The sequence below is a fragment of the Corynebacterium sp. NML130628 genome, assembly GCF_001875665.1.
Taxonomy (GTDB): Bacteria; Actinomycetota; Actinomycetes; order Mycobacteriales; family Mycobacteriaceae; genus Corynebacterium.
This window is the reverse complement of the sequence record NZ_MLAL01000023.1, coordinates 65,692-79,046: the sequence shown is the minus strand read 5'-3', so window position 1 is coordinate 79,046 and position 13,355 is coordinate 65,692. Positions and strand designations below refer to the sequence as shown.

Genomic DNA, 13,355 nt, shown 5'->3' with positions numbered 1-13,355 from the left:
GCAGGATTTTGGTGCGCAGTTCCTCGGTGAAATACCTCTCACGGACATCAACATCGCATCCGTTTCATGTGAAACGCGATGATTTTATATACCTTGCCTGCGCACAATTCGGTACACCGTCGCCCGGTCGCCTTGGCCACCTTCCATGGTGACGATGCCCTCGCGAAGCAGTGGCGCGAGTCCGTAGCGCACTTGGCCTGCGGAAAGTCCGGTTTTGGCTGTCAGTACGTTCACGGTGAGACCGCTACCTGCCGCGGAGAGTGCCTGGTAGATCCGGGGTACGTTCTTGCCCAGGGCTCGAAGGTCGATAGCCGCAGATGTCTTCGTAGGCTCCGGAGCCTTCGGGGGTTCGGCGAGTCTGACCTCGTCTTCATCGACGGAGACGAGATCAGACTGTTCGAGCTTGTGCACCATTTTTGCGCATGCTGTCTTGCTGAGCGGAGAATACAGTTGCTGTAGGGCTGCCATCGTGATGGAGCCGTGTATCCGAAGGTTGACCAGTAGGTCTTCCTCGGTCGGGGTGAGCCGAGTTTTGGCTCCTATGTCTTCGAGCCAGGCATCGCGTTCTGCGGTGAAGCGGGAGCCGCGTGGGAACAGTACGGTGAATTGGACTCCGGTGTTGATGAAGCGTGGCGTCGCAACGCGTGATTCGCGGCAGGCGGTGATTGCTTCGCGGATGCCTCCGCCCTCGCCCTCGATGACACGGCTTCCGTCGGGCATACGCAGGTAGCGGGCGATTTCGTACAACCGCTTATTGACGGCCGCCTTCGTCAGCGTGGGCCCTTCAAGTTGCTCGACTGAAAGTCCCCGTAGACCACCCGGGTTACTGATAACGAGCTTATTCGGCTCGATTCTGATCTCCACCTTCTTGCCCACATCTATCGATGGGCCAAGATCGCGGTGGACCAACGCGTTCGCCAGCACTTCGCGTATTGCCGAAGGCGGAAACTCTGGCATGTCCACCAGGTCGCCATTGTCGTTGTATTTGCTGGTTGTTGAGGTGTTTTGCCGGATCCACTCCATTGCATCCCGAAGCATGACGGGGATTGGGCCTTCTATCTCTTTCAGATTTCGGGTACGTTGGCCGTCCGTCCCGCGGCTGAGCCGTACGGCCGCGGTGGCTCCGAGGGCCGGTTCAGTGCTTTGTGGCAGATAGCCTAGACCGTACAGTCCCGCGAGCCGTAGGTTGCCGTCGGCATCTGTCACATTTGTGATTTGAAGGAGGCGGGCGTCGTCGTCGATAGTGCTCATGCGGGATCGCTCTGCGCGAGTTGTTGCCAAGTACTTTTGCAAAACTTCTTGATCCAGCGCGTCTACATCAGTTCCTGAGAGAATTTCGTAGTCGTATTCGCGTTGATCACTTTCGGTCAGTGCGCTGATTGCGAGCATGCGGAGATCGTTGGGGTTCATCACGTAGTCACCGTCGCCCTGGCGGAGGTAGGGCTTGCCGCGGTACATTGCGGGTTTCTGCGTGGGGGAAAGGGGTGTGACTTCAACTATTACAACGTGTTTGCCGTCGATCGTGATCGTCGAAAAGTCCAGCTGGGGCGCGGGTTTCACAGAGTTTCTATTGAGGGATGTCACTGCCTCAACCATGTGCGCCGGATTATCGACGCCTGTCACCGCGAAATTTTTGCGTTGATCTACCCCCAGAATGATCGTGCCAGTTTGCGGCATGTTGGCGAAGGCGCAGAGTGATTCACTGAGCGTTTCAGGAACGCCACCACCTGCTGTTTTGCACTCTACGAGTGCGGTATCGTCGCCGAACGTGCGTACCTGGCTGAGTGTTTCCTGCAGTTTGGCCTCTTCCCAACTCATAGTTGGGAAGATACCATAATTTTTGCACTTTAACAGTATGGCTTTTGAAGTTTCATACTTTTGTAACCAGCATGTTTAGTAGTCTAGTCCTTGAATTGTCACCTTCATTGTGGAAAGTTTTACACTTTTACACTTTGGATTTGCACTTTAGCAGTGTGGTTTTACACTTTGTGAACGTTAGGCGCGCGGCAAGGATTCGCTGCCAATCGTCCGCGAGGCGGACACTTTGATGGGTTCACGCCGGGAAAAACTATTGGTTGCCATGGTGCCACGGACGGCGGGAGCAGCGGCGGACAAGTGAATACCGACTCCAGTGTCCGCCCCGTGGACAGTCCGACTTGGAGGCGGAGGTCTTCCGGGGTGTCCGCCGTGCGGAACTTTGCGACAGCCCGACACCGCATTCACCGCTGGCGATCTGTTTGTCCGCGCGACGGAAAGTCAGCGTGGTCGTAACAGTCGTACGCGTGGCGGAACCCCGCGACACCCTGTCCGCCTGGCGGACACTTTGAGCACCGACCCTGTTGTTTGCTCCGCGGAGCTTTGCGTCAAAACCCGATGGCGTATTCAACGTTGGCAATCTGTCAGTGTGGTTGTTGGTTGTCCACGCGGCGGACACCTAGATGAGTCCACACCAGGAAAGCCGCTGGTAGTTGTAGTGCCGCGGACAGTGAGATCAACGGCAGCATTCTTATCGACGCCGCTCTGTCCCACCACGTTTTCCTTTGACACCGTGCCTGGGTTTCCGGGTGAGTAGTGAATGCCTATCCGCGCGGCGGACACCTCGACGGGTTGTCGCCGACAAAACTCGCTGGACGTGATGGTGCCGCGGACAGTGGCAGCGAGATGGTTTTCCGCCCCGCAGACACCTCGAGCACCAACACTATTGTCCACCCCGCGGACAATTGAATACCGACCGCTGTCCACCTCGCGGACTGCCGTAGTGAGTTCGCTATCACCCAGTTCTAAAGCTCTCCCGCGAACGCACGCGAGGACAGGCAAGCGTAGAGCTCATTTATTCTGTGTGCTTTCTCCTCTTGAAGGACGCGCGCCTGGCGGATGCCTGAAACGCGATCCGCTAGCTCGGTTTGCATCCGTTGGCTAAGCCAAGGGACTTGCAGGCGCCGAGCCTGTGAAATCGAAAACCCATTCAACCCTGACGTTGTACGTGCAAGCGCGACTAATTGTCGACGCACAGACATGCTGTTAATTGCCTGTTCTAGATAATCAGGGTGTACATCATTTTTAGGGCGTGCTCTAAAAAGATGGTTTTGGTACACAGTTGGGGTATCAAATTCTGGGACTTGAGCTGCGCGGCCTACTTCGTATGGGTTCGCGTTGGCTTCAACAAGCAACACGTCGCCTTTTCGCAGTTCACACCTATGTACTTCGTTTTCTTTGCAGCGAATTGTCTTAACAACTGAAAGCTCAAGAGACCTTCGTTGGACGTTGCCAACGCGAAGGTAGTTCACTTCAATTGGATTATCCTTCCGGCGCTTGTTGAGGGTCAGTCCACCTTGAAGGTCTGCAATTTCCTCGAGCCGTATTTTTTCAGTAGCAGCGCTAAAGATCCCATCGCAAACTGCTATTTCGAGTGAGTTCAGCTCAGAGATGAGAGCGTGTTGTTGCGTTCGAGCCTCTTCCACCGTGTCCAGAATCTTCGCGATGCGCTGCTGCTCCTCCAAAGAAGGAAGAGGGATTTGGAGCTGGGACAGCATTTTCTTATTGAGCGTTTTACCCATCACGGCTGAATTTGTTTTAGCGCGGATGGCACTGGTACTTGCTGCCGATGCGAGGAAATCATTATCGATCAGGGCCGGGTTGTAGGGGATGAGCCCAGCGATCGCTTCGTTCGTATGCATTGGTCGTTGCAGGATGCCGACACTACCGATGGTGAGCTTGAATGACATCACAACTGTTCCCGCTGGTAGAAGTGGTGGTTTTACTTCCTCTACGGCTGCATCGGTGATTTGTTCCTTGGTATGTGAAATTAATTTGCCTTGGCCGGACATGTCGCTAATTGAAAGCCAAGGGTGGGAACCACCCCAATACTTCTGCTGCTTACGGGCCGGTGTTTTGCCGACAACAATTTCACAAACATCCCCTAGCTTCACCATCTCCCACCCCATCTAGATCAGCCCCTTCAGCGTGCTCATCGCCTCGGCGATCTGCGCGTCGAGGGCCTCAATATCAGCAAGGATGTCCTGCGGGGCGCGGGTTTCTTCCGCGTCGAAAACGATTTCTTTATACCGGTTCATCGACAAGTCGTAGTCCGCCTCGCGGATCTCGTCGACAGGCACGGTAAAAGATGCTTCGGTACGCGCGCGGTCTTGTTCGGCGGCCTGGTTGCGGAAGCGCGCCACGACGTCGGGAAGGTTATTCAAGCGCAGCTGGTCGTTATCAAGTGGTCTCTTCGGCCAGGGGCCGAGCAGTTCCTCGGCGATGAGTGGGGTGCGTTTGTCGTCGAGGGAACGCCCGTCGGCGGTGATGTCGTAGAACCAGATGTGCTCGTTTTGGCCCGGCGAGTCAGTACGGGTAAAGCACACGATCGCGGTCGACACACCGGTGTATGGTTTGAACGCGCCGGAGGGTAGTTTGATGATGCCGTCGATTTTCTGATTGTCCACCAGTTCTTTGCGCAGGGTTGTATGCGCGCGTGTTGAGCCGAAGAGTACACCTTCGGGCACGACCACGGCTGCTCTGCCGCCGAGCTTGAGCAAGGTTAAAAACCGTGCGATGAAGAGTAGCTCTGTCTTCTTCGTCTTGATTGACGCGAGCTTCGGGTCCAAAATGTCCTGGTTAATCGAGCCGGCAAACGGTGGGTTGGCCAGGAGCACGTCGTAGGCTTCGAGTTGGTTGGGGGTAAGTTCTTGCAGGGAGTCGAGGTAGGAGATGTTCGGGTCGGCAAAGCCGTGCATGACCATGTTCATTGCGGCGATGCGCACCATGGTGGAGTCGAAGTCGAACCCGGTCAGGCCGTGAGCAAGGTAGTCTTCGCGTTGGTGCTTGGTGGTGTTTTTGAAGTCGTCGCGCAGGTATTCGCTGGTGGCGGCGAGGAAGCCTGCGGTACCGCAGGCTGGGTCGATAAGCCGCTCGGTAATTTTCGGTTCGGTTAATGCCACGATCAGTTCAATGATGTGGCTGGGTGTTCTAAATTGTCCGTTCGTGCCGGCGGTGGCCAGTTTCGACAACATGTATTCGTACAAGTCGCCGGTTAAGTCTTTGTTGGAGAATTCTAGTTTTGCGATCATCGTCGCCACTGTGGTCAGTGTTGCCGGGTTCGGGATTAAAAACGCGGCGTCTTTCATGTGTGTGACAAACCCGCTGTCGCGCGCGGCGCCGAGTTGTTTGATGTAGTCGAACCCTTCACGAAACGCGCTAAAGCGTGCCTCTGGGGAGTCGATGGCTAACAGCTTGGTAAAGCGTAGGTGGTTGTGGGTGGCGTCGTAAAATATTTGGGTGTCATCTGGTTGGGTGCCGAGTGTGTTGGCGAGGAATTCGGCTTGTGCTTGGCGGTCGTCGAGTTGGCGCATGAATAGCAGGTAGGTGAATTGTTCGATGACCGTGATTGGGTTGGAGATACCACCGGACCAAAAAGCGTCCCAGATGCGGTCTACCTGGGATTTTAGTGCGCCTGTAATCATGGCGTCATTCTAACAACCAGGCGGGACAGGAGAGAACAGCGTCAATTACTTTTGCATCGCTTCGATAAGATACGGGATTGAAGATGACGGGTGTGGGCCTATTGCATTGGGGCGCATTTCGGTCCAAGAGCGTTCTGCGCGCGCCGTTGCCGCAGGGTATCGCTCGACCGGGAACGTTACCCCGAGTTCTTTCGCATTGCGGCCTGTGAGATAGCTTTCCTTGTGGAGCATATCGGTTACTTTCTTCGGATTGCCCCCACCGTCGTGGAGGTGCCAATACAGCCACTGCTCAAATTGAGGGTTCGTTACTGCGACTGTGATATTGCTCTCTTGTGCGAGCTGAAAGACCCTACTCAGGGTGGTGTGTTGATCACAATCGACGACTAGAAAGGCGCGATCATAGTTGTCGGTCTCCAAATGGTCTCGGCATGTTTCGAGAACTCGCAGGGGTTCTCCCTTGCCGGGTACAACCTTCGTGACCACGTTGTTGGAACGAAGAATTTGTGCAAGCCTTTGGAAATAGACTTGCTCAGATTTTCCTTTGTCGCCTTCGACAACAATCAGGAGCCGACTCTTCAGCTTCCGCTTTGCCCTGCTCTTGGGTTTTCTGGGTTTTCCTCTACGCGCTGCCACGTTCCCCATGTCCTTGCCCCCGTTGTGGATGTGATAGTTCTTCAACAGCACTTTGCATTAAACCTGGTAGGAGATACGGTAGCGCGCCGAATCGGCCTTCCAGGTATTGCTTTGCAAGATTTGATGCTGGTTTCAAATCGCGGAAGTCCTGCAAGTTATAGAGCGTACTTGCACCAGACCTATCTTTTTCAGTGAACCAGACTTGCTCTTTGGTCAGGATCGCAGAAGACTGAGGCTGGAGCAGGGATACGTCATGTGACGTGAAGATTAATTGGGCCCCGCGTGGGTTTGTATCTTGATCTTGGAACAACGCGACGATTGCTTCGGCGAGGCTGGGGTGGAGACTGGTATCTAGCTCGTCGACACAAAAAACTGTGCCGTCGCGGAGCGCTTCCAAGATGGGAACGGCCATGGCGAGCCACGCCAACGTTCCGGATGATTCATCGTGCATGAGAAAACCGGCGTCGGTAGATTCATTGCCATGGTGATAAAACCGTAGTGTTCTGTCTACGAAGTTGGGATCGCTCAGACTTTCGCCTAGTAGGGCTTTCCTGGGCGTCTTGTTACCATGTGCCGCAGCTCGCTCGAGAATCTTGCGTATTTTCGGCGGTAGCTCTCGTTCATGTATATCTACATCAATTCGCGTGATTCCGATATCGGCTACTGCCGCAAGTGTGGTGAGTACGTTCAACGGAATTCGTTCGTCGGCGATATCCGCCGCAATCCGGTCGAGGCGTTTCCGCCGGGCATTATCGCTGATGTCGTAGAATTCGACGCCAGCGATAATGCGTCCTACAAACGGCTGTAGTTTCTCGTGACCTGCAACGTAGCCACGGGAGAGCACAAGTTCTCGCGGTGCTGGAGTTATACGTGGTCCCAGATACTTATGCCAGCTGGTGACACCCTGCTCGGCGTCTCTTTCCAGAAGCCTTGTTGGGCGGGAGGAGAAGTATCCGAGCAGCAGCTCGTGTTCAATGCGCTTCGTGGAAATAGAGAATTCGTAGTGGTATCGAATTTCTCGGGCCGCCAGCTCAGGGCCGCCAATGCCACCAGTTAACGTGAAATCGAGTGCAAAGAAACTTGGGGAGTGTACAGATTCCTCATCTAGCTTGAACGGGGATCGAGGATTTTTCGGATATTGAAGCCATCTACTTGCAGAGTATCGGATTGCCTCCAGCGTGTAGCGCATCGCGTCGAGCACTGCTGTCTTTCCTGATGCGTTGGGCCCAAATATGGCTGCAACCGGTAGGCACGCATCGGCCCAACTCTCGCCTTGACGGGGAATCGCAGTGTGCCAGGAGTTACGCGTCATTTCCAGCGCGAACTCATCACGGAAGCTACGGTGGTTTTCCGCAATAAAGCCAAGCAGTCTCATGGAAGTAAGTGTAGGTGAGAAAAGCTCATTACGGGAAAAAATTTCCCCAGAACGACTCCCTAGTGAAAACAAGGCGGTTCTATTCAAGGACCAGCTGCACAATCCGGTACGCCGTCGCCCGGTCGCCTTGACCACCTTCCATGGTGACGATTCCCTCGCGAAGCAGTGGCGCCAGTCCGTATCGCACTTGGCTGGAGGTTGACCAGTAGATCTTCCTTGGTCGGGGTGAGCCCGGTTTTGGATCCTATGTTTTCGAGCCAGGCATCGTGTTCCGCGGTAAAGCGGGAGCCTCGTGGGAACAGTACGGTGAATTGGACGCCGGTGATCGCTTCGCGGATGCCACCGCGTTCGTCCTCGATGACACGGCTTCCGCCGGGCATGTGGAGGTAGCGGGCGATTTCGTACAACCGCTTATTGACGGCCGCCTTCGTCAGCGTGGGGCCTTCCAGTTGCTCGGCTGAAAGTCCCCGTCACCCTGGCGGAGGTAGGGTTTCTGAGTGGGAAAGAGGGGTGTGACTTCAACTATTACAACGTGTTTGCCGTCGATCGTGATGATCGAAAAGTCGAGTTGGGGCGCGGGAGTCACAGCGTTTCTATTCAGCGATGTCACTTTCTCAATCATCTGCGCTGGATTATCGACGCCTGTCACCGCAAAATTCTTGCGTTGATCTACCCCCAGAATGATCGTGCCAGTTTGCGGCATGTTGGCGAAGGCGCAGAGTGATTCGTCGTCGCCGAACGCGCGTACCTGCCTAAGCGTTTCCCGCAGTTTGGCTTCTTCCCAACTCATAGTTGAGGAAAAACCACAGTTTTCGCACTTTAGCAGTGTGATTGTCACTTATGTCAGCGTTCGGCATTAGGTACGTGGCAATGATCTGCTGCCAAACGTCCGCGCCGCGGACACCTTGATGCCGTCATGCCGGGAAAGTTACTGGTAGATGGGGTGCCGCGGACAGTGAAAACGAAATGGTTGTTCGCCCCGCAGACACCTGGAAACATTTGGGAGAGTGTTCTGGTTTCGCACTGAGCGTGTCGGTGGGCTGGCGCATAGTGAGAAGGCACGTGAATTACTCGATCACCGTGCTTGGGTCCGCTTGACCACGGTCGGGGAACTGGACTATCCAATGAGACTGATCTTCTAACTCTCACACAACCATTCAAATAATTCCTGAGCCGCAGCATCAGCACCTCCTGGATAGTCTGCGTCCAGCAAGTGTCTGGTCTCGTCGAAAATGTGGGTAGCGATTGCTTCCTTTTGCTCTCTTGAGGTGTTCTTTCTCAGCTCATCAAGAGGTACTTTCAACTCAACTGGAGGGTTCGTGCTCATAGAAAAAGATCGCTTATCATCTGAATACACGCGCACGTAACATGCTGTGAGAGTTGATTCCAATACGAGGTTTCCGAAAATGAGCGTGGTCAACTTCTTTTCAATCATGACCCCAAAGTAGCGGTAGCGGTTCGTGTGGCACAGGAGCGACCCAAGAAACATACAACTAATTTCTGACCAGGGCTTTTCGTGGAGGCGCCTTTGGAGGGTGCACCAAATTCCCGTTTTCCGAGCAGCCCGATTTGTAAAAGCCCGGGTCGGCGAGCGCGTGTGAGGGAATTTGGTGCAGCTCACGTTGAAGCGGGGAACTTTTTCACGGCTGAGCCTCGAAACCATCACCCGTCAAACGCATTTCCCCAGTTCGCACATGCGTCGGCTTGAAATGGTTCCCGGGCTCACCTGATAACAGCCACCCGCGGTGCAGCTATCTTTTAAAAACCACGATTTCTATCAGATAGATGCGTATCGAGCGGCATCTAAGTTCTGCTTTTCCAGACTTTCAGAAGATTGAGGGGCGGAGCCGTCGTCGAAAAGTTGGACCTCTGGTGAGGTGCGATTTGGTCATACCTCATCCAAGGAGCACTATATTCGTGCTACCAATCGGACAATGTGAAAAACTAATTATGACTCAACAATTTCATCCGCGCGCATGGTTTCCCGTCGCAGGCAGCATGGTTGCTGTCGCGTGGGGAGGCAACGAGTTCACCCCGCTGCTCGTGATGTACCGCGAAACCTCGCACTTTTCGCAGGTCACCGTCAATGGGCTGCTGGCCGCCTACGTGCTTGGCATCATCCCTGCGCTGCTGATCAGCGGCCCGCTATCCGACCACATTGGACGACGCCCCACCATGCTGCCGGCCGCCCCGCTTTCGCTCGTGGGCTCCTTCCTGCTGTCCATTGCCCCGAACGAGCCGCTCGTGATCGCCGCCGGCCGAGTCCTCTGCGGGCTGGCGCTCGGCATCGTGATGGCGGTGGGCTCCACGTGGGTTTCGGAGTTGATTGTGAAGTCGGGTGGGGACCCGGCATCGGGGCCGCGCAAGGCGTCGATGTGCCTGACCGTCGGCTTCCTGATCGGTGCCGCGCTCGCTTCGGTGCTGGCGCAGTGGGGCCCGTGGCCCACGCACACCGCGTACGTGCTGCACATCCTGCTCACGCTCGGCAGTGCCTACTGGCTACTCGACACCCCGGAAACGCGGCCACCGCGCCGGGGCACGGTGAAGGAAACCTTCCTTGAGCTGCGGGTTCGTGACATGCTGGAGATGCTGCACATCCCATCCGCCGCGCACCGCCGTTTCGTGCGCATCGTCGTGCCGGTTGCGCCGTGGGTGTTCGGCTGCGCCGGCGCCGCGTACGCCCTGCTGCCGCAGCTGCTGTCCAGCTCGGCGCACGACATGCCCATCGCGTTCTCCGGCTTCATGACGGTCGTGACCCTCGGGTGCGGCGTCGGCATCCAGATGTTCGGCCGTGTTATCGACACGAGTAGGTCGGCCCGCGCCTCCGCCGTCGCGATGGCCGTGATCACCGTCGGTTGCGTCCTCGCCGCCGAGGCGTCTCGGTCCCTCTCGCTGCCGATCGGCGTTGCGGCCGCCGCCACGATGGGCGCCGGCTACGGCCTGGCGCTGGTCGCCGGACTTTCCGAGGTCCAACGCATCGCCAACGCCGACGAACTCGCCGGCCTGACCGCCGTGTACTACTCCGTGTCCTACACCGGCTTCTTCATCCCGATGGTCTTCAGCGCGGCCGCCTCCGTCGTGGGCTTTACCACCCTGTTTGTGATCGGCACCGTCCTCGCCCTGTGCTGCCTGATCAACGTGGTCCTCGGCTGGCGAGCTCACCTGCCTGGCCCGACCTGGTAGGCGTTGCTGGCACTGGTGTCGGGTTCACCTCCGAAATAGTTCCCACGACCCGGGAACTATTTGGCGTTTCAGGCCCGTTCCCGTCGACCAGCACATGCGTTTCCCCAGCTGGCGACGCATGTCTACAAAGATCGTTCCCAATCCCTGCGAGTGGCGGGGAACTATTCTCGGGCCGCTCAGTTTGCTGCTTATCCTGAAATATCCACAAATATGTGCCCAGATGCGAAAAATCAGATACGGGCACATATTTCACACAATTTCGCGATACCCCCAGGCCACCCCGTACCGTGGCCCTATGCAATTCGTTCGTTCTCTTTTCCGCGGCGCGCCCGCTACCGCATTCATCACGTTCGTCTGCTTGGGCGTGTTCGTGATTACGGCGCTCCAGTCGCACTCGATCAGCAACGTGGTGTGGGGCTCCAGCCTCGCCGAGAACATGGTGCTCTTCGGCCCATTTATCGACGCCCCCTCCGCCACCTTCCGCACCCTCCTGGCCGGCTTTTTGCATGTGGATATCTCCCACGTGGCCGTGAACATGATCACGTTGGCGTTGCTGGGCCCGCAGCTGGAGCGCCGTTTGGGCACCGGCCCGTACGCGCTGCTGTATGCGGCGGGTGTGCTGGGCTCTTCGGCTTCCGTGTTGGAGTGGAATTACGACGTACCGACAGCCGGCGCCTCCGGCGCTCTCTACATGCTGATGGGTGTGCTGCTTGCCTTGTCGATGCGCCACAAGGTGAACGTGCGGGCGCCGTTGGCGCTGGTCGGCGCGAACCTTGCGTATTCGGTGCTCTCCCCGGGCATCAGCTTGTGGGGGCATGTGGGTGGTTTGGTGGTGGGCCTGTTGGCGGGCTGGCCGGTGACGTCTGTGAAGAAGCGTGTCCGCTGGCTTGCGTCAGCTGTTGCGGTGGTGGCTGCTGTGGTTGCTGTGGCAGTTGTGATTGGTGTGGCGTAGTTTTTCACACGTTATCCCCAGAGTTATTCACCGGTGGCGAACTCCACAGGGTTGTCCACATTGTGGATAAATACAACCGTGTAATTCGTAGAACATCGCTAGAACATGTCAGCGATTCACAAGAAAAAACGCCTGGCGAATGGGCATTATTGCAGCTCATTGCGCCAGGCGTTCGTTGTGCGAATAAGTTGTGCACAGAGTTATCCACAGGTGTGGATAACGGTCCTCTCCACAGAACCATCCACAACCTGTGGATAACTCGGCACTACGAATTACACAAAATGCTCGCTAGAACGTGCCCTTCAGCCAGCGGCCGAAGTCGGACACGGTCACGTCGCGGGAGTCGACGTTCTGGTCGTTCCACTGGGAAACGTCGCCAGCCAGGCGGCTGGTCTGGGTGACCGTCATGTAGTTGTGCAGGCGGCCTTCCTTGGTCTTGCCGTCGCCGAAGCTGAACGCGCCAAGCAGCATGTCATCGCCAGCGTTGACCGGGTTGGACAGCGTCACCTCGAAGATGCGCGCGCCCTTCTTGAAGTTGTAGCCCAGATCACGGACGTGGGTGCCGTTCGCGCCGTAGGTCGTGATCAGGCGGTCGACGCCCTTCGGGCCGGACTCGGTACGCACCTCAACGCGGAAGGTCAGCGCCGGGAACTCAGCCCAGTAACGCTCGGTGCCCACGTTCTTCACACGCAGCGCCACGGACCCGGCAAAACCGGATGCCTTCCATGAGCTCGTCGTGAAGTATGGCACCAGGTCGAGCGCAGGCGCCTCCGCATTATCGACGACCTCTTCGACCTCAGTGTTCTCCTCCGACGTCGCCTCATCCGACTCCTCATCGGTGATGACCGCGGCGGACTCGCCGTCGATCTCCACGTTGGTCACATTGGATTCATCGTTGTCGTCGATGGTGGTGACGTCGTCAAGATTCTCACCCTCGGTGATCTTCTGAACATCCTCGTTGTACGCAGGGTTCGGGTTCTCCACCGTGTCAGTGACCTGCGCGCCGCGGTTCGGAGCCCACGAACCTGCAGGGGTGGAGTAGTTCTTGACTCGCACCTCATTCTTGATCGGCATGTTGGCAACCCACGCCGTCGGCGACGCCCACGTGCCGTTCGGGCGGCAACGCTGCTGCGTGCCCGTCATGGTGACCGTGCGGAAACCGTACGTCGCCTCACCGGTGTTGCCCGCCGGAACCTCGTACGGGCCGATCTTCTGGCCCACGTTCCAGCTCAAGCTTCCCGACACCGACCAGCCCAGCATCTTCGCCAGCGAGTAGCCAATGTTGCCCTGCAGGCCATCCTTCGAGCCTGAACCGCCAATGTTGATCGTCTCAGTCTTCGACCCGTTGACCGACGCCGAAATCGTCTGCGTGCGCGCCAAATCCTGCGTCAGCGGGATGGTGTTCTTGGTCAAGTTGGTCGTCGAAATCGTGCCGACAGGCAGGAAGTTGTCCTTCACCTTGTACACGACGGTCCGGTAGTCCTCAGTCGAGTTGCACACCGGGCGCGGGTTGAGGATGTTCGCCTTCAGGTGGTCCGACCCACGGTAGGTGTGGATGATCGGCAGCGCATCATTGGTCGCCGGGGTCTCTGGGTAGGACTCCTCAAGCGTCTGAGCCGTGGCTGGGGTCAGCGTACCGGCAGCTAATGCCAAGGCCGCTACAACGCCCGTCATGGAACGAATAAACCGCATGACTATACCTTTCATAAGGTGACAATAGTAAAGTAGCTGGTCAAGCCCTTACGGGCCTTGT

10 protein-coding genes are annotated in these 13,355 nt (G+C 56.8%); 2 read left to right on the top strand and 8 right to left on the bottom strand.

Annotated elements, in window-relative coordinates; translation table 11 throughout:
• Nucleotides 1-84 precede the first annotated feature (84 nt).
• From BJP07_RS06735 to BJP07_RS06705, 7 genes are all read right to left on the bottom strand, one after another.
• Nucleotides 85-1,818, bottom strand: a complete 1,734-nt coding sequence (locus tag BJP07_RS06735; protein ID WP_071566728.1) for an RNA-binding domain-containing protein — start codon at nucleotides 1,816-1,818, stop codon at nucleotides 85-87.
• A 962-nt stretch (nucleotides 1,819-2,780) separates the two neighbouring features.
• Entirely contained in the window at nucleotides 2,781-3,944 is a 1,164-nt protein-coding gene (locus BJP07_RS06730) for a restriction endonuclease subunit S (RefSeq protein ID WP_071566727.1), read from the bottom strand.
• Nucleotides 3,945-5,459 (bottom strand): class I SAM-dependent DNA methyltransferase, encoded by a 1,515-nt coding sequence (locus BJP07_RS06725; RefSeq protein WP_071566726.1) that lies wholly within the window; start codon nucleotides 5,457-5,459, stop codon nucleotides 3,945-3,947. It lies immediately after the preceding gene.
• 45 nt (nucleotides 5,460-5,504) lie between these two features.
• The gene (locus tag BJP07_RS06720) at nucleotides 5,505-6,092 is read right to left on the bottom strand and encodes an RloB family protein (RefSeq protein WP_177222537.1); all 588 of its coding nucleotides are present in this window, start codon (nucleotides 6,090-6,092) and stop codon (nucleotides 5,505-5,507) included.
• Nucleotides 6,079-7,467 carry an ATP/GTP-binding protein gene (locus BJP07_RS06715; RefSeq protein WP_071566724.1) on the bottom strand — a complete coding sequence of 463 codons (1,389 nt, stop codon included), beginning with the start codon at nucleotides 7,465-7,467 and terminating at the stop codon, nucleotides 6,079-6,081. Before BJP07_RS06715 ends, BJP07_RS06720 begins: the two co-directional genes overlap by 14 nt.
• A gap of 430 nt (nucleotides 7,468-7,897) precedes the next feature.
• Nucleotides 7,898-8,257, bottom strand: a complete 360-nt coding sequence (locus tag BJP07_RS06710; protein WP_071566723.1) for a helix-turn-helix domain-containing protein — start codon at nucleotides 8,255-8,257, stop codon at nucleotides 7,898-7,900.
• Nucleotides 8,258-8,605: 348 nt separating this feature from the next.
• Entirely contained in the window at nucleotides 8,606-8,902 is a 297-nt protein-coding gene (locus BJP07_RS06705) for a hypothetical protein (RefSeq protein WP_071566788.1), read from the bottom strand.
• Nucleotides 8,903-9,417: 515 nt separating this feature from the next.
• Between BJP07_RS06705 and BJP07_RS06700 the strand changes: the two genes are divergently transcribed.
• Together BJP07_RS06700 and BJP07_RS06695 are read left to right on the top strand one after the other, a co-directional pair.
• The gene (locus BJP07_RS06700; protein ID WP_071566722.1) at nucleotides 9,418-10,650 is read left to right on the top strand and encodes an MFS transporter; all 1,233 of its coding nucleotides are present in this window, start codon (nucleotides 9,418-9,420) and stop codon (nucleotides 10,648-10,650) included.
• A gap of 295 nt (nucleotides 10,651-10,945) precedes the next feature.
• Nucleotides 10,946-11,602, top strand: coding sequence for a rhomboid family intramembrane serine protease (locus BJP07_RS06695; protein ID WP_071566721.1), 657 nt, complete (start codon nucleotides 10,946-10,948; stop codon nucleotides 11,600-11,602).
• A gap of 288 nt (nucleotides 11,603-11,890) precedes the next feature.
• Here BJP07_RS06695 and BJP07_RS06690 read toward each other — a convergent pair whose 3' ends face one another.
• The gene (locus BJP07_RS06690) at nucleotides 11,891-13,294 is read right to left on the bottom strand and encodes a hypothetical protein (RefSeq protein WP_071566720.1); all 1,404 of its coding nucleotides are present in this window, start codon (nucleotides 13,292-13,294) and stop codon (nucleotides 11,891-11,893) included.
• Nucleotides 13,295-13,355 lie beyond the last annotated feature (61 nt).